The 20,175-nt window shown below is 59.8% G+C and carries 21 protein-coding genes and 2 tRNA genes; 6 read left to right on the top strand and 17 right to left on the bottom strand.

What is annotated here, in order from left to right; all coding sequences use genetic code 11:
• The first annotated feature begins 108 nt into the window (after window positions 1-108).
• From NW858_RS12555 to NW858_RS12565, 3 genes are all read left to right on the top strand, one after another.
• Window positions 109-1,902 carry a glycoside hydrolase family 3 N-terminal domain-containing protein gene (locus tag NW858_RS12555; protein ID WP_414509593.1) on the top strand — a complete coding sequence of 598 codons (1,794 nt, stop codon included), beginning with the start codon at window positions 109-111 and terminating at the stop codon, window positions 1,900-1,902.
• Between the two features lie 92 nt (window positions 1,903-1,994).
• Entirely contained in the window at window positions 1,995-2,486 is a 492-nt protein-coding gene (locus NW858_RS12560) for a c-type cytochrome (protein WP_414334630.1), read from the top strand.
• A gap of 9 nt (window positions 2,487-2,495) precedes the next feature.
• Window positions 2,496-3,167 (top strand): diacylglycerol/polyprenol kinase family protein, encoded by a 672-nt coding sequence (locus NW858_RS12565; RefSeq protein ID WP_414334628.1) that lies wholly within the window; start codon window positions 2,496-2,498, stop codon window positions 3,165-3,167.
• A gap of 51 nt (window positions 3,168-3,218) precedes the next feature.
• Here NW858_RS12565 and NW858_RS12570 read toward each other — a convergent pair whose 3' ends face one another.
• Both NW858_RS12570 and NW858_RS12575 read right to left on the bottom strand, forming a co-directional pair.
• Window positions 3,219-3,587 carry a hypothetical protein gene (locus NW858_RS12570; RefSeq protein WP_414520626.1) on the bottom strand — a complete coding sequence of 123 codons (369 nt, stop codon included), beginning with the start codon at window positions 3,585-3,587 and terminating at the stop codon, window positions 3,219-3,221.
• A gap of 177 nt (window positions 3,588-3,764) precedes the next feature.
• On the bottom strand, window positions 3,765-4,022 hold the full coding sequence (locus NW858_RS12575) for a helix-turn-helix domain-containing protein (RefSeq protein WP_414334625.1): 258 nt from the start codon (window positions 4,020-4,022) through the stop codon (window positions 3,765-3,767).
• A gap of 346 nt (window positions 4,023-4,368) precedes the next feature.
• On the opposite strand from NW858_RS12575, the gene NW858_RS12580 reads away from it, so the two are divergent.
• Entirely contained in the window at window positions 4,369-5,442 is a 1,074-nt protein-coding gene (locus NW858_RS12580; protein ID WP_414334645.1) for an RpoD/SigA family RNA polymerase sigma factor, read from the top strand.
• Window positions 5,443-5,664: 222 nt separating this feature from the next.
• Here the strand turns inward: NW858_RS12580 and NW858_RS12585 are convergent.
• The 7 genes from NW858_RS12585 to NW858_RS12615 all read right to left on the bottom strand — a co-directional run bounded on the left by NW858_RS12585 (window position 5,665) and on the right by NW858_RS12615 (window position 12,214).
• Window positions 5,665-5,737: transfer RNA gene (locus tag NW858_RS12585), tRNA-Phe, on the bottom strand.
• A 59-nt stretch (window positions 5,738-5,796) separates the two neighbouring features.
• Window positions 5,797-6,450 (bottom strand): Crp/Fnr family transcriptional regulator, encoded by a 654-nt coding sequence (locus tag NW858_RS12590; RefSeq protein WP_414337388.1) that lies wholly within the window; start codon window positions 6,448-6,450, stop codon window positions 5,797-5,799.
• Between the two features lie 360 nt (window positions 6,451-6,810).
• Window positions 6,811-8,427, bottom strand: a complete 1,617-nt coding sequence (locus tag NW858_RS12595) for an AAA family ATPase (protein WP_414520627.1) — start codon at window positions 8,425-8,427, stop codon at window positions 6,811-6,813.
• 53 nt (window positions 8,428-8,480) lie between these two features.
• Window positions 8,481-9,050, bottom strand: a complete 570-nt coding sequence (locus NW858_RS12600) for a hypothetical protein (protein WP_414334621.1) — start codon at window positions 9,048-9,050, stop codon at window positions 8,481-8,483.
• 32 nt (window positions 9,051-9,082) lie between these two features.
• The gene (locus tag NW858_RS12605) at window positions 9,083-10,084 is read right to left on the bottom strand and encodes a zinc-dependent alcohol dehydrogenase family protein (RefSeq protein ID WP_414367663.1); all 1,002 of its coding nucleotides are present in this window, start codon (window positions 10,082-10,084) and stop codon (window positions 9,083-9,085) included.
• 74 nt (window positions 10,085-10,158) lie between these two features.
• Complete coding sequence (locus tag NW858_RS12610) at window positions 10,159-11,091, bottom strand: alpha/beta fold hydrolase (protein WP_414334618.1); 933 nt, start codon at window positions 11,089-11,091, stop codon at window positions 10,159-10,161.
• A gap of 172 nt (window positions 11,092-11,263) precedes the next feature.
• Window positions 11,264-12,214 carry a LysR substrate-binding domain-containing protein gene (locus NW858_RS12615; RefSeq protein WP_414520628.1) on the bottom strand — a complete coding sequence of 317 codons (951 nt, stop codon included), beginning with the start codon at window positions 12,212-12,214 and terminating at the stop codon, window positions 11,264-11,266.
• Window positions 12,215-12,446: 232 nt separating this feature from the next.
• On the opposite strand from NW858_RS12615, the gene NW858_RS12620 reads away from it, so the two are divergent.
• Complete coding sequence (locus NW858_RS12620; protein WP_414520629.1) at window positions 12,447-13,739, top strand: RNA-guided endonuclease InsQ/TnpB family protein; 1,293 nt, start codon at window positions 12,447-12,449, stop codon at window positions 13,737-13,739.
• Window positions 13,740-13,851: 112 nt separating this feature from the next.
• On the opposite strand, the gene NW858_RS12625 is transcribed toward NW858_RS12620, so the two are convergent.
• The 7 genes from NW858_RS12625 to NW858_RS12655 form a co-directional block, all read right to left on the bottom strand.
• A complete protein-coding gene (locus tag NW858_RS12625) occupies window positions 13,852-14,499 on the bottom strand; it encodes a thermonuclease family protein (RefSeq protein ID WP_414520630.1) in 648 nt (215 codons plus the stop codon).
• A 224-nt stretch (window positions 14,500-14,723) separates the two neighbouring features.
• Window positions 14,724-15,212: a YqeG family HAD IIIA-type phosphatase gene (locus NW858_RS12630; RefSeq protein ID WP_414520631.1), complete on the bottom strand. Its 489-nt coding sequence runs from the start codon at window positions 15,210-15,212 to the stop codon at window positions 14,724-14,726.
• A 6-nt stretch (window positions 15,213-15,218) separates the two neighbouring features.
• Window positions 15,219-16,379 carry an endolytic transglycosylase MltG gene (gene mltG, locus NW858_RS12635; RefSeq protein WP_414520632.1) on the bottom strand — a complete coding sequence of 387 codons (1,161 nt, stop codon included), beginning with the start codon at window positions 16,377-16,379 and terminating at the stop codon, window positions 15,219-15,221.
• Between the two features lie 271 nt (window positions 16,380-16,650).
• A complete protein-coding gene (gene pyrH / locus NW858_RS12640) occupies window positions 16,651-17,409 on the bottom strand; it encodes a UMP kinase (protein WP_414334014.1) in 759 nt (252 codons plus the stop codon).
• Between the two features lie 98 nt (window positions 17,410-17,507).
• Entirely contained in the window at window positions 17,508-17,657 is a 150-nt protein-coding gene (locus NW858_RS12645) for a hypothetical protein (RefSeq protein ID WP_414334013.1), read from the bottom strand.
• A gap of 100 nt (window positions 17,658-17,757) precedes the next feature.
• Complete coding sequence (locus NW858_RS12650) at window positions 17,758-18,087, bottom strand: TMEM165/GDT1 family protein (RefSeq protein WP_414334012.1); 330 nt, start codon at window positions 18,085-18,087, stop codon at window positions 17,758-17,760.
• Window positions 18,071-18,706 (bottom strand): TMEM165/GDT1 family protein, encoded by a 636-nt coding sequence (locus NW858_RS12655; protein WP_414334011.1) that lies wholly within the window; start codon window positions 18,704-18,706, stop codon window positions 18,071-18,073. Before NW858_RS12655 ends, NW858_RS12650 begins: the two co-directional genes overlap by 17 nt.
• Before the next feature lie 74 nt (window positions 18,707-18,780).
• Between NW858_RS12655 and NW858_RS12660 the strand changes: the two genes are divergently transcribed.
• Window positions 18,781-18,853 (top strand) — tRNA-Ile (locus tag NW858_RS12660).
• 25 nt (window positions 18,854-18,878) lie between these two features.
• Here NW858_RS12660 and NW858_RS12665 read toward each other — a convergent pair.
• Window positions 18,879-20,174: a D-alanyl-D-alanine carboxypeptidase gene (locus tag NW858_RS12665; RefSeq protein ID WP_414334009.1), complete on the bottom strand. Its 1,296-nt coding sequence runs from the start codon at window positions 20,172-20,174 to the stop codon at window positions 18,879-18,881.
• Window position 20,175 lies beyond the last annotated feature (1 nt).

The following is a 20,175-nucleotide window of genomic DNA, read 5'->3' on the forward strand; positions in this document are numbered from 1 at the left end:
TGGCAGCAGGGAAGCCAGAAGCCGGGAGAGCGGCTAGGATCATCTGCGCTTGGGTTTTCGCAAAAGATGGGGATCCCCCAGCATTGCTGACGACTTCCGGTTATGCCCATGAGTGTCTCCGGATCTCTGGCCGACGAGCTTGACCAGCCCTTGTCCCTAGCTCGACAAGTGGCGCAACTGCTGGTGGTGCCGGTCTCGGCCCGTTTGGGATCTCAGTCGCCCCCTCGAGAAGTTCTCAGGCGGCTGATCCAAGAGGTAGGGATTGGGGGCATCTGGCTGACCGAGGGCCATGTGGCAGAAGCCCTGTTGCTGGTGGAAGAGTTGCAAACCTGGGCTGCCCTGCCCCTTTTGGTGGCGGCGGAGGCCGGTCGTGGGCTGGCCCTGCAGGGGGCGACTTCTTTTCCCCACCCCCTGGGCCTGAGCCGCCTGGGATCCGAAGCCGAGCGCTGGGCGGAACAGTGGGGTTGGATCACGGCGCGGGAAGCAGCGGCCCTCGGCATCAATTGGCTGCTTAACCCGGTCGCAGAGCTGCTGGGGGAAGATCCCCTGTCTGCTTTGCAACTGGCGCGAGCCTTTGTGCGCGGATGTGAGCAAGCCGTCCCAGAGGGGATCCTGACCACGGCCAGCTCTTTCCCCGGCAAAGGGGAAGTAAGGTCGGCTGCAGCAGAGCAGGTTTCAAAGGCACCGGACATCCCCTGGTGCCCCCGTTTGAGCCTGACCCCAGCCCAGCTCCAAGAGGGGCCTTGGCTGCCGTTCCTGCTGGAGCAGGTGGGGGCGATCTTGGTTTCTCATGTGGTGCTGCCGGAGTGGGATGAGCGCTGGCCCATCACCCTGCTGCCGGGGCGGCTCACCCAGCTGCTGCGGCGGGAATGGGGGTTCGGCGGGCTGATCGTGGTGGATAGACTCGATGACGGCTTTCTGGCGGAGCTGGCCGCTGGGACGGAGCTCTCTCCCAACCGATTGGCCGTGCGGGCTTTCCAGGCCGGTGCCGACCTGATTTTGGCCCCCCCCGATCCAATGGCCTCGCTGGCAGCCGTTTTGGAAGCGGTGCAGCAGGGATCCCTCAGCGCCGTCCAACTGGCCCAATCGGTGACGCGGGTGCTGCGCGCCAAGCAGCGAGTCCTGCCTGCGGCCTCAACTCTCCTCAAACAGGTGTGGCCGGCCTTGGCGGAAACGGATTTCAGCGCTGTTGGCGGCTGGATGGGGGCCAAGGATCCCACCGACCCGGCCCTCAGCCGCGGCTCCCCCGCCGAGCACCTGAAACCCCTCTTGCTGGGGGATCCCATCCGCAAGGACTCGGCTTTGGGAAAGCTGTTCAACGCGCGCGCCAACCTGCCCTCTGCTCTGCACAAAGCCGCCCAGCTGGGATCCCTCTTGGCCGAGCAGGATATTGCTCCCTGTCAAGCCGCCATGGCCCGCGGTGGGGTGGAAGGTGGCCGGCCCCTCAGACCGCCCCCAGAGCCCAGATGGTTGAACTGGATCTGGCTGGATCCCCCCCTGGACACTGCCGACCTGCAGTTGCAGTCTCCCGCTGTTCAGGTGCCGGCGGCGTTGGGCATTCTCCCTGTGGTCAGCGATGCCCTCACCCCCCTGCCTTGGCTGGAAGCTGCTTTGAACAGCGCTCCAGGGCTGGTTTTCCAAGCTTTCCTTCGCGATCCCCTGCCCAACTATGTGCTGGATTGGCTGCAACAGCATCGGGAGCGGGTGGCAGCCGTCGTCGTTTATGGTAATTTATCCTTCTACCGCCGCCTGCAGGCGCACTTTCCAGGGGCCAATCTCATCCACAGCCTGAACCGGGATCCCTGGGCCCAAGCAGAGGCGATGGAGCGGCTCTTTCCCAACCGCGCCATCCCAGAGGGAGCGCAATCTCAGACAGACCGGCAAATCATTAAGAAAAAGTAAATACCATTACAGATTATTGGCAGGGAAGGGCTCCTGAGTTATCGTGTTGGTTGAAATGTAAAAGATTGAAACGGTCTCTCTCAGCGTTGTCTGTGCATCCCTCCCTCTCAGACATCCCGCCATCCGGCAGCAGCCAGGCGTCGCCCGGCTGCTGGGCTGAGTTTGAGCAGAAGCGACTGCCCTCCTCCCAAAAGCGTTTACAACCTTTCCTCAAGTCCTTGCAGCAGTTCTTCACAGGTGTCTGGGCCCAAAAAGCTCGTTGGGGCGTCGTCCTCCTCGGCCTGGCGGTAGTCACCTGGGTTTGGTTGAGTGCCGGGGCTCGGCTGGATCCCTACACTCAAGCTGTCCTCAGCCTAGAGGGGCAGGTTGGCCGTGGTGCTTCCTTGTTTGCCCTCAACTGTGCGGCTTGCCATGGAGAAGAAGCGGATGGTCGGGTGGGGCCCAGCCTGCGGGGGGTGAGCAGCCGCCGTTCGGATCGGTTTATCATTCAGCAAGTAACCGGTGGCAAAACGCCTCCCATGCCCCAGTTCCAGCCCGATCCCCAGGAGATGGCGGATCTGCTCAGCTACTTGAAAACGCTCTGAGGCCGTTTCATGGGCCTGACCCAGCAGCTTGCTTGCTATGCTCTCTGGCTGGCCTCCGTCTTTGCTTTTGCGGAATGGCTGCGCTCCCAGCAGGTGGACGGAGAATGGGTGCGCAAGGCAATTCACATCGGCGTGGGCAATATCATTTTGCTGGCTTGGGCCTTGCAAGTGCCCCGCTGGCTGGGGGTAGGGTTCTCGCTGGTGTTTGCCGGCCTGGCGCTGCTCTCCTACCGAGTGACCCTTTTGCCCAGCTTGAATGGGGTCGGTCGGCGCAGCTTTGGCACCTGTTTCTATGCCCTCAGCATTGGCCTGCTGCTGTTTTGGTTTTGGCGGCCACAGCGACAAGTCTTCGCGGTGATCGGCATCTTGGTGATGACGTGGGCGGATGCCTTGGCCGGCTTGGTGGGCAAAACCTGGGGCAAACACCCCTATCAACTGGGATCCCTTCAAAAAAGCTGGGAGGGATCCCTGACCATGTGGGCGGTGAGTACCTTGGTGATCGCGGCGCTGCTTCTGGGGTACTTCGGCTTCTCTCCCCCTTTGCTCGCCATCAGCCTCTTGGTGGGGGGAATAACCATGGGCTTGGAGGTGTTCTCTTGGTGGGGGTTGGATAACCTGACCGTGCCTTTGGCCAGTGCCGGCCTCTGTTTTGCCCTGCTGCAGAGCCTCAACTATTTATAAACTTTACATAAACTAAATCCTGCAGTCGGGCTCGCAAGCGGTCGTCCTCTTTCAAGCCTGACGGCGTTCTTGCTCCTGCTCTTCCTGCTGCTGCCACTGCCTGAGCAACTCTTTGGCCGCCTGTGGGGTAAAGTAGTCCAGCTCCATCAACTTACGGTAGGTCAGAATTTGCCGCATCTCCAGGGGCATGTCTGCTTTTCGGTAGAAGTAGTGGATGCGGCTGATGTTTTGCTCCATCTCCGTAAACTCTTGCTCCCGCTTCACCTGCTTTTCCTGCTTAAGCACCTCATGGGGAGCAGACCTGCGGTTGTAGTTAGGGATCCGCTGCCTGCCGGTGGTCTTGCCTGAGGCAGGCACACGATGGGCTCCGCTTTGCCGGTTGTTGGCCGGATCAGAAGAGTTGAAAAAGAAGGAGAGCATCCGTCAACCTCACACAAGCAGGTGAAATGGGGCCGTCTCAACAGCAAGTTAACAATATCAAGTTTAGATGAAGAAGTGAAGGCGTCGGTGATCTGGATCCCGTTGGGGCCCTGTATCTTTACTGTCTTGCTCCCCTGGGATGGTTGAGGGAAATCGGATGTAGCTTCCCCCCGACTGCTACAGATGGGATTCATCTCCGCTTAGCAGCCAAGTGACCGACACTCCCAACGCCTTGGCAAAAGCCACCAGTTCCTTGTCGATGACGCGCCGTTTTCCCTTTTCCACCTGGCCGATCTTGACGTAGTCCAACTGCACACCGTACTTGGCCAAGCGGCCCGCCAGTTGATCTTGGGTAAGTTGCAGCTTCTCCCGTACCCAGCGCACCCGCTCCCCAATCAAGTTGGCCGATGGATGGTGCCGGTCGTTCAACTCCATAGGAGCAGCAAGTTGTAAATATTCTTTATCCAGACTGAAGAGGTTCGCAGCTCGCCAATCGCCCCATGGTAGCCTGAGCTGGCAAGGTTCCCTTTTCTTTGGGATCCCAGCCGTGGAGCTGGCCAGCCCACGAACAATCTTACCTCAAGGCCTAGATCGAAAATCGCTTACTGCTTTTTGGCGGGCAATCCCTTACCCACAGAGGCTTGGCGGACGGGATCCCTGTTGTTCGAGCATTGAACCGGAAAAATCTCGGGACAAAAAAGGGTGGCATGATCGATTTTCGCTCGCACCGGAAGAAAAAACCTTTCTAGACTGGGAGGTGACGTTCTCTCCTCACTTGGCCGTGGTTTTTTCTCGTCCTCATCCTGAAGACTCTGCCTCTTTGCCTCAGGAGCTCGACGAGCTCTGGTTTGACCCTGAGTCTGCCCTTCAAGAAGTCGACCCAGAGCCGGTTGCTGGGGGCTCGCGGTTGAATGAAGATGCCGTCGATCACTACTTAAATACAATCGGTCGCGTGCCCCGCATCGACCACGCCGAAGAAATCGAGCTGTCGCGCAAGATCCAGCAAAAGCTCCTCATCGATCAAGCCCGGCAGGAGTGGCGGCAACAACGGGGCAGGGATCCCAGCGACGAGGATCTGGCTGAGGCCCTGCAGATTTCCGTATCCACCTTACGGTCCCGCATCCGACAAGGGGAACAGGCCCAGCGCAAGCTGATCAACGCTAATCTGCGTCTGGTGGTCAGCGTGGCCAAGAAATACCTCAATCGGGGGGTGCCCTTTTTGGATCTGATCCAAGAGGGCAATATCGGGTTGATTCGGGCCACCGAAAAATTCAATGCGGAACGGGGTTTTCGCTTCAGTACCTACGCCCATTGGTGGATTCGCCAGGGGATCACCCGCTGCATTGCCAACCAAGCGCGGACGATTCGCCTGCCGGTGCACATGGTCGATAAAGTACGCCTGCTCAAACGCACCAACCGCGAGCTGATGAAGCTACAGGGGCGGCGGCCCACCGAGGCGGAGCTGGCAGAGGCACTGGGCATTAAAGTCAAGAAACTGCGCATGATCCAGCAGGCTGCTGCTTTGCCCCTGTCACTGGATGTGCCGGTTGGCCAGGAAGGAGAAAGCTGCCTTGGCGATTTGCTGCAGGATGAGCGGCAAGAGCAGCCTTTCCAAGGGATCCTTGTGCAATCGATGCAGCAGGATGTGCGTTCTGCCATGCAAACCCTGAAGCCGATTGAGAGGCAAGTGCTGGAGTTGCGCTACGGGTTAGACGGGCAACAGGCGAGAACCCTGCGGGAGGTGGGGGAGCACTTTAACCTGACGCGGGAACGGATTCGTCAGATCGAGCGGGATGCCCTGCGCAAATTGCGGGTGGGATATCCTTCACGAGCTCTGGCCCAGTACATTCGCTAGCTGTCACGGCTTCGCAGACGGGTTTCCCGACCAGCTTTCTTTTTGCTCTTGGGTTGAACGCCGCAGCCCAGCGATGAAGCGGCTCGTTACGTCGTTGTTGCTACGCAGCGTTGTCGCGAATGCGCCAGCGCGCGGAGCTCTATACCTAACTCCCCTCTCCCTCTGGGAGAGGGGCTGGGGGTGAGGGATGGGAGAGGGGCTGGGGGTGAAGGTAGCGTCAGATGCCAGGAACCAGACTTGAACTGGTGACACGAGGATTTTCAGTCCTCTGCTCTACCAACTGAGCTATCCCGGCTCTGGGCCTACTATCTTACAATGCTACGAGGGCTTTCGGCAACTGGTAATACCCCCCATTCAGCCAATCAGTTTCTCCAAAGCCTCCATCTGGGGAATGCAGAGAACCTCTCGGGTGCGATCCCGGCGGATCAGCTCTTCCTGCTCCAGCTTAGACAGGACACGGGTGACCGTTTCCCGAGCCAAGCCGCTCAAGCTGCTCAGCTCCCGATGGGGCAGGTTGGGAATCTCTACGCCACCCCGGCTGACCCGGCCACGAGATTCGGCCAAGAACAGCAAGATATCGGCAACACGGGCCGTACTACTGGCCTCGCGTAACTGCAGACGACGGTTGATCTGCCGCAAACGACGCGACATGAGTTGAGCAAGGCGGATGCCGGCCTGGGCATCCGAGGCCAAAAAAGCCCGAAAGTGCTGGGCCGACAGACAACTGACTTTGGTGGCTGTTAGAGCTATGACGTCGGTGGAACGGGGCGCTTCGTCCAAGGCGGCCATCTCCCCGAAGACTTCTCCTGGACCGAGAATGGTGAGGGTGATCTCCCGGCCTTCGAGATCATGGGTGCGAATCTTGACCCACCCTTCCAGGATAAAGTAAACGGCGTTGCCCCAGTCATTTTGTAGCAAGATGGCCTGATTGGCCGGGTGGGAGCGCAACGACATTTGCCCGGCCAGAACCTCTAGCTTCTCAGGAGGGAAGCCCTCGAACAGGAGCATCAGGCGCAGGTCATCTGAAGTTACATCGCTCACCGCTGGATCCTCCTGCAAGCGGTCAATTCTGGTCGAGTTGGGTGAGAAAAGGGTGGGGGCCTTTAAAGACACGTTGACACACTTCCCAACCTCCTGCTGGCTTTGTGTAAGGCGAAATGTTCGGGTAAGCGCACCCCTGTTCCCTGCTCAACAAGAGCTGCTGCCCTCCTCTACAGCCATTGCAAATAGCGATGCAGCGGATGGTTGTGTCGATCCCCAACTCCCTTCTCCCTCTGGGAGAGGGGCCGGGGCGCGGCGGGTTCGGGAAGTGTCTTTCGGGTTGGAAATAACCTCAACCCGCAAACGGTGAAATCCACCTTGCTCATGTCAATTTTCCTGACTGGGTGCAGTTTGAGTCGAGACCCAAAGCTGCTGAAGTTGAGAGGACCAATCTTGGCTGGTATCCAGAACCCTTAAAAAAGGCCGTTCCAACTCGGAAAACTCCTCCCAGTGGGCTTGTTGCTCGGTAAGCATCTCGGCGGTGGCATCGGCAATGTCGGCAGGGCGCTGCTCAACTCCATCGATGCAGCCGGTTTGAGGAGCTTGGCTGCGGCGTTGCAGTCGCTCTCGCAAAACAGGCTCAGGGGCGTAACAGTGGAGAATGTGCAGCGGGATCCCCCGTTGTTGGGCCTGCGCAATGGCCATTCCCCGCAGCGCCTGCCGGTCGAACTTGGCATCCAGAATCACGGTGTAGCCCTCCTGGGCCAGCTCCACGCCCAACTGCACCAGGCGGCGGTAGGTTTTATCGGTCATCTCCGGGGTATAGACCGCCGGCCCCCCCCGTTGCCATAAGGGGATCCCGGCCAAATGCTTGCGCACGGCATCAGAGCGAATGTGAATGGCTCCCCGCTGACGGGCTAGGTGACGGGCCACCGTACTTTTGCCGGATCCCGACAATCCCGACATTAAGAACAACTGCCCCCGCTTGGGGAGAGTGTATTCCCAGGCCAGACGATAGTACCGGGCAGCAGTGCGGAAGGCCGTTGCCTTGGTTTCCTCTGTTGCCGTGGGATCCTCCAGCAAAAAAGAGGTGACCTTGGCCCGCACATAAGCTTGGCGATTGAGGTAGATGGGCAGGATTTTCAGCCCTTCCCAATCTCCGGTTTCTTCCAAGTAAGTGTTCAAATAGACGTTGCCCAGATCCGGACGATAGCGGGCATCCAGATCCATCACTGCATAGGATACGTCGTACATGACATCCACAAAGCGAAAGGCTTCGTTGAACTCGATGCAATCAAAAAGTAGGATCTTCCCTTCCCAAAAACAGATGTTGCGCAGGTGCAAATCTCCGTGGCATTCGCGAATGCGGTCTTGTTCTATTCTTTGTTGGAAAAGCTCCTGCCGCTCGGTAAAAAAGCGATCGGTGTAGGCTCGGGTTTCTCGATATTGCCGAGCTGTTTGGGGGCCGCCGATGTAGCGCTGGGTTTGGGCGTAATTCTCGTCAAAGGCCTCGCGCACCCGTTCTGGCCGGCCAAAGCTGCGAATGTAATCGTTGGTCTCGGCCTGGGCATGAAACATCGCCACCACCCGCCCCAGCTCTTCCATCAAGGCCGGCGTCAGCTCTCCTCGCTCAAAGAGGTTGCTGAACAGTTGCTCTTGGGGAAATTGCCGCATTTGCAGGGCGTATTCTACAAGCTCGCCGCTGCCGCTGAACTGAAAGCGGCCATTGGTTTGAAAAATAGGCAACACCTGCAGATAAAGGCCGGGAGCGCCGCGTTGGTTCATGCGCAGCTCCTCTTGGCAAAAGTGGCGCCGCTGCTCTAGAGTGGTGAAATTCAAAAAGCCGAAATCCAGAGGCTTTTTCACCTTATAGGCATAGTCCCCCGTCAGCAGAATATAGGAAATGTGGGTTTGAATAAGCTGAATGGGATCCTGCGCCGGATGAGGGTAGAAGGCGGGATCCAGCATCGCTTGGATCAAAGGGGGCAGGTGGGCATCGGCCATGAAAAACGATAGAGATGGAAAGGTTGGGGTTAGGGATCCCGATCTTCCGCCACCTATTCCCTGAAGGGCAAGGCAGCCTCCTGAGGGGAGAGGCGGATCAGGCTGATCCCTTGCTTAATTAGGGTATCTTGAGCTGCACCGGAAAGGGCGTAGGGCCAGACCAGATACTTGGTGTTGATGTAGTCTTGTCCGCGCTTGGCCAGGTTCACCTGTTCCGAGAGCATGCGCACCTCTGGCCCGCGGCTGATGGTGGCTTCGGCCCGGCGAATGCGCTGCATCAATTGGCTGAACAGCTCCTGGGGCTGCTGCACAAACACCACAATGGCCAAGTCACAGGGGTTGTAATAGTTGCCGATGCCACAGAGGAGCAGGGCTTCACTGCAGAGAACGAGGCTTTCCTGGTCTCCCAAGGCCACCACCGGATACAGAAAGGTGCGCACATCCTCCAGTTGCCAGTGGTTAAAAGAGTGGCTATCCACCTCTCCCCGCACCCAAGAGGAGATGGCAGGAAAAACCGCTTCACTCAACAGCCGATAGGCCGTCTGGGGCCGTCCCAGCCAGCAGAGGGCATTTTCGTAGAAGCTCTCGTTCTCCAACAGGTGGGGGGTGAGAGGAGCGACCATGGGCAGATCCTCGACCAACTTTTCCAGCATGCCTACTCGGGGATGGTTAAGGCAATTTTGCCCAGAACGGATCCCTGCTCCAGCAGCCGGTGGGCGGCAGCCGCTTCGGCCAGAGGAAAGGTATGGCTGAGCTGGATCCGCAGTTGGCCCTGGTCGATGAGGCGGGCACACTGCCTGAGAATTTCCGCCTGGTTTTGCTGGGCGTTGGTGAGGTTTTTCAGCATCGGGGTGAGCATCAGCTCGAACCCCACCCGCAAGTTGCGGTCGCGGGCCACCCGCCAATCGGTCTCCGGGGCCGGCGCCAGCAGGGTGACGATATCCCCGTACACGCGCACCGCGGGGAAGGTCTGCTCCAAGATCGCGCCGCCCAAAGTATCCAGGGCCAGATCCACCCCTTCCCCCCCTGTCCAGTCCCAAACGGCCCGCACAAAGTCGGTCTGCCGGTAGAAGATGGGCAAGTCGGCCCCCAAAGAACGGACAAACACCGCCTTTTCTGGGGTGCTCACGGTGGTGGCCACTTTGGATCCCCGTAGGCGGGCCAGTTGGATGGCCACATGGCCAACTCCACCCGCTCCCCCGTGGATAAGCACACGTTGGCTGGCCTGCAGCCGTCCCCGGTCGTAAAGGGCTTCCCAGGCGGTGATCAGCACCAGCGGAGCAGCCGCAGCTTCGGCAAAGCTCAGTGTTCTGGGCTTGGGAGCCACAAAGCGCTCGTCCACCACGATCAGCTCGGCATAGTTGCCCGCCTGCCTGCCCAGACCGCCGTGGCAGAAGTAAACCTCATCTCCCACCGTAAAGTGCCTGACGCCGGATCCCACGGCTTCCACAACGCCGGCACCGTCACACCCCAAGATGGCTGGCATCTCTTCGGGGTAGAAGGTGCCTCGCCGCCGCAGCTTGGTGTCGATGGGGTTGACGCCGGCTGCCTTGAGGCGGATGCGCAGCTCCCGCTCACCGCGAATCTGAGGTTCAGGGACTTCTCGGAGTTGCAGAACCTCTGGTCCACCGGGCACACTCATGACCACAGCTTTCATGCGCTCAAGTTGTTCGGTTCTGGTTGGATTGGCCCGTTCAATGGATGCAAGATAAGACTTGGCATTATCGACCATCACCGGGGAACTCCCATAGCATTCGGGTAACATTTGGAAAAAGCTGCATCGAGAAATTCCCCGATGAGGGGCAGCACTTGTTCCCCATGCAAGGCAGGGATAGCATGGCTGGCGCCGGGCAGGATCTTGAGCTGCGCTCCGGGGATCCCTGCGGCGTAGGTTTGGCAGTGCCAGAGGGGGATGGTGTCGTCCTGTTCGGCGGCAACCACCAGGGTGGGGGCCTGAATGTGTTTGAGGTAACGCTCAACCGTATCGACGGCAGCTTGCGGGCGCAGACGTTGTCGGAGAAATTGCCGGGCCACCGGTTGTTGGCGCAGGGATCCGCGCAACCACAAGAGTTGAGCCAGTTTGTCTTCCCAATGCCACCATCGGGCCAGGGGGGTGATCGCCCGCAACAGCCAATCGACCCAAACGCTTTCCCAGAGCAAGGGCCGCAAATGGCGGTAGCGTTTAACAAAGCTGTCGTCGCGGATCCCGGCAGGGGCCAACAAGACCAACCCCCGCAGTGGATACCGCACGGCATAGGCCGCTGCCACCCAGCCGCCAAAAGAATGGCCCACCAGAACCGGAGCCGATAGGCCCAGCGCCTGGACAAATCCGCGCACAAACTCCACTTCTGCACCGATGTCGTAGCGCAAGGCCGGCTGGCTGGACTGCCCGAACCCCAGCAAATCGAGGGCGATGCAGCGGTACTCGCCTCCCAACCCCTGCATCAGCGGCCACCAATTGGCGTGGGTGGCCATAAAACCGTGCAAAAACAGCAGGGGGATCCCGTCTCCCCACTCTCGATAGGCGGCCCAGCAGGACTCTGCCCCCGGGATGTTCAATCCTTCCAATTTCACCCTCTGCAGCGGGATCGCTTGAACGCGCGCTCGTAACTCCGCCAGGCGCTGCGCCAAAGGCAGCCGTTCCAACAGCTCTTGCTCGATCATCGGCCCATCGTCAGCAGATACAGCCTTTTCCCGTGCTACGCCAAGGTCACCCCGCCGCGAACGGGTGAGGGGACAGAGCCCTTGATGGATCCCAGGCAGCACTTCTTCTGAGGATCTTGTAGAGATCCTAACTGATCCTAAAAACTCCCACAGGGTCGGGAAAAGCTGCGACTCAACCGAGCAACTGCAAATGGGGAGGGGGGATTTTCAGCCAGTCCTGGCGGGTCAGTAGCCCTTGGAGAAAGCGGGTGGCCGCCTGCGATTGATAGCGCTCCGGGTTAAAAGCCAGCCAGAGGGTACGCCGTATCTGCAGCCCTTCCACCGCCAGCTTTTGGAACCGACCTTGCTCCACATCGGATCCCACCGCCACCATAGACAAAAAAGCCACCCCCAAACCCGCCTGGACGGCATTTTTGATGGCTTCAATCGAGCTGAGCTCCAGCCGCACATTCAGTTGGGCCGGGTTGATGCCGTGGCGATTCAACACCCGGTCGATGGTCTGCCGCGTGGAAGACTGGGGATCCAGGGTAATGAAGGGCAAAGTCAACAGATCCGCAAGAGCAGGAGAGTCAACAGCGCAGCCAGGGGCGCCGACCAGCACGTATTCGTCTTCCGCCAGAGCCATCACCTTCAAGTGCCGTTGTAAGTCAAACGGGATCTCCCCGCCAACAATGGCCGCGTCCAATTGGCCGTCCACCAACTTCTGGGCGATTCGCCGCGTGGATTGCACCAAGAGCTGCACGGCAATCTGGGGATAGCGGCGGTGATATTGCGCAATCAAAGAAGGCATGACATAGGTGCCCACCGTTTGGCTGGCCCCCAAAATCAGGTGCCCCCGCCCCATTGCTTGCAAATCTGCCAGAGCCTCAAGGGTTTCATGGCACAGCTTGAGGATGCGCTCGCTGTACTGCAGCAATACTTTGCCGGCATCCGTCAACTCCACCTTGCGCCCACTGCGGTCGAACAACACCACCCCCAACTGCCGCTCCAGGTTCTGCACCTGCAAGCTGACAGCGGGTTGGGAGACAAACAGGCTATCGGCAGCACGGCGAAAGCTGCCCTGCTGGGCAATTGCCCGCACAATGAGAAGTTGATCTAGGGTAAACGGCAACTCATCCGCCATAGGGAACTCCAAATTGCCCAGTTGGATCCCTTACACCTCCCTGAAGAACTGGGCAGCCCACGATTGGAAACCCACATGAGATCATCATAAACAAGCGAGAAATCCCAAGAGAACAGCTCAACCCCTCCCCGGCGGCTCGGCTGCAGGGGTTGACCCGAAAACTGGGTCTCAAGCCCCGCCCTTTAGGGCGGCTTTTGCACTAATCTGAGCACAAGGGCAGGAACCCAGCGGCATGTTGGTCAGAGAAGCCAAACTCCTCAACGGCACCCCTGAGCAGTACCAGTCTCTGGACGAGGCCATCCGGACTGCCCAGTTTGTGCGCAACAAGTGCCTGCGCCACTGGATGGATAACCGGGGCGTAGGCAAGAAGGAGCTGTATGCCCTCTGTAAGCACCTGGCTGCTGCGTTTGAGTTCGCCAAGCGGCTCAACTCTTCTGCCAGGCAAGCCAGTGCCGAGCGGGCCTGGGCAGCCATTTCTCGCTTCTACGCCAACTGCAAAAAGAAAGGGGTTGGCAAAAAGGGCTATCCGAGGTTCAAAAAGAACTGCCGCTCCGTCGAGTACAAGCAATCGGGGTGGAAGCTCTCGCCCGACGGGATGGCCATCACCTTCACCGATGGCAACCAGGCTGGCACCTTCGCCCTGTATTGCAACGGCGAGGCCAGGCGGCTTCTTCTCGGCTCCAAGATCAACCGCGTGCGGGTGGTGCGCAGGGCTGATGGGTACTACGCCCAGTTCTGCCTGGATGTGGAGCGCCGGGAGCCGGGGGAGTCCACGGGCAAGAGGGTGGGGCTCGACCTGGGGCTGCACCACTTCTACACCGACCAGGACGGGAACACAGTAGATTGCCCAAAACCTCTGCGCCGAGCGGAGAAGCGCCTGAAGCGGCAGCAAAGAAGGTTGAGTCGTCGGTTTAGAAAGGGAGTCAAGGCGCAATCGAAGCGCTACCTGAAGCAGAAGCGGCGAGTAGGCAAGGTACACCTCAAAGTCCAGCGCCAGCGCAGAGACTGGGCCAGCAAGTTGGCCCGGTGCGTAGTGGTGTCTAACGACATCGTGGCGTACGAGGACTTGCCAGTGAGGAACCTGGTGAGAAATCACCACTTGGCCAAGTCCATCCAGGATGCGGCCTGGTCTTTGTTCACCCGTTGGCTGGACTACTACGGCAAGGTGTGGGGCAAGGTGGTGGTTGCCGTCCCGCCGGAGTACACCACCCAGGAGTGTTCTGGGTGTGGCTATCGGGTGAAGAAGACCCTCTCCACCCGTACCCACCGGTGCCCAAAATGCGGATTGGTGCTGTGTCGAGACCAGAACGCGGCGCTCAACATTCTGCGCCGGGCATTGCAGATGTTGGGGGTGGAGTGGAACGGTACCCAAGGGCATTGGGGAACCGCCTCGCGAGAGGGAACGCTTGGGGAGAGAGGCACCGCTGCTGGAGAGGGGCGACCCAACTCAGTAAGTGCGCTCGTAGAACCGAGAACCAGAATCCCCGCCCTAAAGGGCGGGGAGTATGTCAACAGCCAAGGATAGAGAGGGAGGCCTGGAACTTACAGGCTGTTTTAGCGAAAAGCGACCTAAAGTTCCCAGTTAAGAGCTACGCCAGGACTTCATCCCGCCAACGCGACTGGCCGTGGGGAGCAGGTCAGCGAGGGCCATAGGACGTCCAATAGCCGCGCCCCTGTTGCCTTGCCGCAGTGGCTGCTTCTCTGAGGATAGGGCCATACTTGAGGCCATCGGTTCGCCCAGACAACAGGCCATGGCCCAAAAACAGCATTTCCTGGTTGATGAGGGTATTGGCCTGCCAAACGTAGGCAGGTAACGTGGGAGCGGGAGCCAGGGCAGGATCCAACTCCAGAAACACCTCCCGTCCCAGCAAAGCCGTCTGCAAATATTGGCCGGCATTGTAAACCGCCAAAGGGGTTTGTCTACGCAGCTCCGTCCACGTAGGATTGATCTCCGCCGGCAGGGGATCGATCCCGATCAGTTGCACCAGCCGCAAATCCAAATCCCCTTCAAGCTGGACAACCAGGGTGTTGTTGTCGACCACCCGAACTATGGCTGCACGCTTTAGATCGCGCAGCTCCGGACGCGCCACCCGTGTCAGGGCCCAAGCGGGCCATGCCGAGCACAGCAAGGGCAAAGCCAGAACGCTGCCCAGTTTGATAAGGCTCCGTCCATTGGCTACAAGCAGGGATCTGGGGCGAGGAGAACTCGGAGCAGAACGCAGAGATTTTTTCAGCACGGACTTTAGCCGTTGCAGGACAGACTTGACGATAGGGATGGTTCGCATGTTGAACTTTGGCTAGATCTCACGCCGCCCTCGCACCGCCGCCCACTGGGCCTCAATGCGGGATCCGGCCTGCCGTCACTCTACAAAAAACTTGGGCAGATGGGTTGGTTCTGCGGGCTGTCTCTTGATTTCAACTTAGCTCCCCTCTCCCTGAGGGAGAGGGGCTGGGGGTGAGGGAGTTCCCCAGGGAGAGGGGCCGGGGGTGAGGGTGTCCAAAGAATCTCTCAAAAGCGGGGATCCAAGAGGGTAGTAGGGTTCTTCTCGACTTCTGCGGATAGGAGGGAGTTGACCAGCACGGTCACCAAGCCCAGCCGATTGCCCGCCAAAATATCGGTCAATAGGCGATCTCCCACCATGGCCACTGCCTCCACCGGCAAGCCCATCTGAGCTACGGCCCGCCGCAAGGCCCGCCGTGAAGGCTTCCCAGCGCGGTGAATGTAAGGTAGATCCAGGCTTTCTCCAATTTGTTGGATGCGGTTGCGATTGATGTTGTTGCTCACCAGCCAAATTTGAAAGTGCGGACGCAACTGCTCCAGCCAAGCGGCCACAGCAGGAGCCACCTCAGCCTGTCGGATCGGCACCAGCGTATCGTCCACATCCAAGATGACGCCTTTTACCTGCCAGGCCCACAGGTCTTCGGCCCGCAACTTCAAGACAGTGCCGGGCACCACCACATCCGGTTGCAGGAGCTTGAACCAAGGCTTACGTACCATTCTCGGCTAAGGACTTGTTTGAGAACTGGGCCGAGATCCCTGGGCAGCTTGCTGGCGCTCTTGAAGAATCTGCAATTGGGCTGCCTCGTGCTCGGCTAAAGTTTTGCTGAAAACATGGGTGCCATCGTAGCGGGCTACAAAGTAGAGGTAATCGGTCTTTTCAGGCTCCAAAACGGCTTTGAGGCTGGCCAAGCCTGGGCTGGCGATGGGGCCAGGGGGCAAGCCGGGGTTGAGGTAGGTGTTGTAAGGAGAGGGGGTACGCACCTCGGCAAGGGTGAGGCGGCGATCCGGAGTTTGCCGGATATTCAAGGCATATTCCACCGTCGGATCGGCTCCCAGGGGCATTCCCTGCTTGAGCCGGTTCAAGAAGACACCCGCGATCAAAGCGCGCTCTTCCGGCACCACAGCTTCCCGCTCCACAATACTGGCCAGGGTGACCCACTCATGCAGAGACAGGGAAGTGGCATGCTGCCGGAACAGGGGCAGAGCCACCGCAACAAATCGCTGGAGCATGGCATCGATCACCGCCTGGGCCTTTTGCCGGTTCGGCAGGGATCCCTCCACCTGTTCGACGGGAAAAAGATAGGTATCCGGGAACAGGTAGCCTTCCAAAGAGCTCAAGCTGGGGGGCAGCCAATCAAGGGGAGGGATCACGCGGGCTGTGGCAATGAAAACTTCGGCTGGCATCCAGTTGCGCTCGGCCAAAGCTGCCGCCATCTGCTCGATGCGCCAACCCTCCGGGATGGTCAGCCGTCTCTGCAAGATCCTTCCCTGCCGCAGTTGTTGCGCTACGGTCAGCATGTCTTGGTTGGGATCCAGAGCGTAGGTGCCCGCCTGGAAGACCCAGTCGCGCCCGAAGGTGCGGCTCCACAGCTCCCAGGCCAGAGCCGAGCGGATCACCCCTGCTTGGCGCAGTTGTTGCCCGATCCGACGGCTGCTGCTGCCCGGCTGGATCCTCACCTGGATCGGCTCTGAACCTCCTACAGGCTGGATCCAAGTCTGCCACCGCCAGTAGCCGAAGCCGACGGCCAAAGCCAGCAGGAGAGCCAAGCCCTGCAGCAAGCGCCGACCCCAGCGCCCACGGAAGCGGCGGGGAGCGCTTTGGACAGCAGAGGGTTTGGGCGAGACGGGATCCCCTGGGGCCGAATGCCGGATCTGCTCTGTCATCGCCTTCTCCTCCCAATGGCCTGAGCACACCTTTGGGCCAGGTTACTCCTCAACTCCAACTCATGCCAGGGCATCGCTGGGCACTCAGGGCCGACCTCAGTTTGACATACTCCCTCGCCTAGAGGCAAAGGATTCTCCTCGCGTCAGGATTACTGGTGGTTCTACAACAGCACCTCCAAGGGCCTACGGCCCACCAAAGGGGAACGGCGTAGCGGTAGGACGGGGCCTTAGGCCCAGTTTTTTGGGTAGCCTGGACTGCGCCCAGCTGGGATCAAGTCTCCTGGGCCAACCTGGCAGGGATCCCGTTGTTTTCGACAGTTCGTTGCCCGATCCAAGTGCCGATGGGCTCTCCCTGCACCACGCGATAGATGTTGCCGGGGGTGGTCAGGTCGAAGACCACAATGGGCAATTGATTTTCCTTGCAGAGGGCGATGGCGGTGCTGTCCATGACCCGCAAATCGTGGGTGAGCACATCCTGATAGCTGAGGACATCGTAGCGGCGGGCCTGGGGGTGGGTCTTGGGATCCGCATCGTAAACCCCATCCACCTTGGTGGCCTTGAAGATCACCTCGGCATCGATCTCCGCCGCCCGCAAGGCCGCCGTCGTGTCGGTGGTAAAGAAGGGATTTCCAGATCCAGCGCCAAAAATCACCACCCGCCCCTTTTCCAGGTGACGAATGGCGCGACGACGAATGTAAGGCTCTGCCACCTCTTGCATGGCGATGGCCGTCTGTACCCGCGTCGGGATCCCGGCTCGCTCGATGGCATCTTGTAAGGTCAGGGCGTTGATGACGGTGGCCAGCATCCCCACGTAGTCGGCAGAAGCCTGATCCATCCCTTGGGCAGCCGCCTCTTTGCGCCCGCGCCAGATATTGCCCCCGCCCACCACGATCGCCACCTGCACACCGGCCCGCACCACCGCGGCCACTTCGCTGGCAATGGCCTGCAAGATTTCGGGATCGATCCCGTAGGGACGTTCCCCCATCAGGGCTTCACCACTCAGCTTTAGGAGAATTCGTCGGTATTTCATCTTCATCCGCTCCAGCCCACCCCTGCCTACGATAGCAGGTTTGTTGGGCTAGCTCTGTTCACAGGATGGATCCACAGACTCTCTCGACAAAACCCCCCTCACGGCTGTTCTTCGCCAGCGCTGGCCTCATTGTCGCGGGGAGCAGAACGGAAGCGGCGGCCATTGCGAGCACGACTTTTCTGAAACTGCTTGGCATATTCGCGGTTGCGCTCGGCTTTTTCCCGCTTCAGGTTGCGTTTTTTGGCCATGCTGGTCTTCCTGACCGGTTATCCGGTATGAAGTGGAGTGCCCAAAGAAGGTGGTTTTTATCCTAACATGCTTGGCCGGCACTTTTCTGGAGCCTTCTGCTCAGCCGGCTAGGGATTCCCCCAACAGGGCCAGGCCCATCAAAACAAACCCCACTCCTGCCAGGGTCTTGATCCAGCGGGGTGGGATCATTCGCGCCACCCAAGCTCCTGCCCACACTCCGATGAGGCTGGTGCTGATCAAAGCGGCAGCAGCGCCCAAAAAGATCACCCCGGAGTTTTGCGAGCGGGCGCTGAGGAGCAGAGTGGCCAATTGAGTTTTGTCGCCCATTTCCGCCAGCAGAATCGAGCCGAAGCTCACCAGCGCCGCCCGTCCAGCCATTTGCCGCAGCAAAAACGGTGGGGTCTGGCTGTCGTTATCTTGGATCAACACGTTCCTCTGTTGCTCTCTGCTCTGTTCTGCCTTCTAGAAGGGGCTGGCGCTCTGGGGGATCGTCGCCGCGCCATTCCTGCCACAGCACATAGCCCCCGATCACCAGGAACCCTGCACCCGCCAACCATTGTAGCCAGCCTGGAGGGATGACTTGCCCCAGACCTTCCCCCAGCACCACGCTGAGCAAGCTGGCAGCTACCAAAGCGCTGGCGGAACCGAAAAAGATCGCCCAAGGAGATTGGGATTGGGCACTCATGAGCAAGGTTGCCAACTGCGTCTTGTCGCCCATTTCCGCCACAAACACAGTTAAAAAAGTAACAAGCCAGAGTTGCAGCGGGGATCCCTCGGCAGAGGGGAGGTCAGTGAGGGGCGGTGCCGTCGGAAGCTCAGTATCGAGGGCAACAGAGGGGGCCAAGCTCTCCCCGGCAGGCCGGAAATCCGCGGCGGCTCGCTCGCCGTTGAGGTAGTGCTGACCAAAGGTCAAAAAGCCAAAACAGAGGGCTAGGGACACGGCAATCAGACCCAAGCCCAACGTCAGTTGACCCTGCCAAGAACGCGCCGTTCGCGCCAGCGGGACGGAGTCCCTTGCCATCGCCTCTGCCCTCACAATCACCGACATGCAGCTTATCCCGTCGAGTAGCTCTTTTTCACCCCGTTTTGGATAAAGACAAGAGCGCTAGAGTAGAAGAATAAGGGGCGTTGGCCGAGCGGTTTAGGCAGCAAACTCATAATTTGCCTTACACAGGTTCGATCCCTGTACGCCCCATCGGCAAAGTTTCCCTGCAAAAGAGTTAGAGTGGCCAAAGAGGACGTAGCAAAGGCTCCGTGCGGGATCCCGTATCCAGAGAGCGGGGCGTCCAGCGTTTGGGTAAGGCGGCAGGGGATCCCCATTGCGCTTGGAGCTGGCTGAGGAATTGCCCCTGCTGGGCGCGCAAGCCGGCCAGGTCAGATCCGCCGTTCATCAGGGCAAACCAGATATCCCCCTGCTGGGTGGGCAATACCCCCGCCAAGGTGCTGACGCCGCTCAGGGTGCCCGACTTGGCGATCAAGATCGCCGGCAGCAGCCGCCGCTCCAGCACCCCCACGTCCTGGCCGACGACGGCAAAAGCATCGGCCAGAGAAAGCCCCTGCTCCTCGAGAAGCGATTGGATCGCCTGCCACAGGGCCACGTTGGCCCGTGGAGAGATGCGGTTTTCTACCCCCAACCCCGAGCCGTTGATCAGGTACAGCTCTTCTGCCGGGATCGCGGTGATGGCCTGGGCCATTTGTGCCACCTGAGCTGCTCCCCCCACTGCATTGGCCACCATCTCGGCCATGGCATTGTTGCTGTAGAGGTTCATCAGCTTGAGCAGGTGAATGAGGGGGGGCGATTCATGCCTGAGCAAGACCTGGGCCTCCGAGGGGATCTGCTGGGCAACCCGCACCGATCCCAAAATCTCCACCTGCGGCCTGGGCGTGCCGGGGGGCAAGGTCTGGAATTGCGCCTGGGCTTCCGGCGGCCAGAGGCGGGCATCCAGCCCCTGCCGCAACAGCGCGCCCGAGCGGGCCACATCCTGGAAAAAGTTCATGTAAAAGCGGCCCACCACCACCAGATCCCCCTGCACCTGGCGGATCCCCTGGGCGTTGAGGGCGTTCCCCACCGCGAAGGCTTCCTCCCAAACAAAAAAGGGATCCTCCCCTCCCAGCACCCAGAGATCGCCCTGCAAAACCCCATCCGCTCCCAGGGAACCTGTTGTCAAGTAGGTGGTCACAAAGCGATGGTGCGGGCCAAACTGCTGCAAAGCGGCCAGGGTAGTGGCCACCTTGGTCAGAGAGGCCGCCGGCAGAGCCTTGGATCCTTGATGTTGCCCCAAAACCTGGTCGCCCATCTGCAGCCAAACCCCCTGGGCGGCGGAAGCAAAGCCGCGACCGCTCAGCTGGGCCAAGTAGGTCTCCACCTGGGGTTGCAGGGATCCCTGCGCCGTCGCCTGGCAAAAATGAGCTGAGCTCAACAGCAGGAGCGCCGCCGAGAGCATCCCCACCCAGATCGCAACCAGCCGCCAGACCCGCCGCTGTCGTTCGCAATAGTATTGCAGAGCACCTTTCACC

Origin of the sequence: Synechococcus sp. H55.10, from assembly GCF_047502715.1 — a bacterium.
Lineage (GTDB): Bacteria > Cyanobacteriota > Cyanobacteriia > Thermostichales > Thermostichaceae > Thermostichus.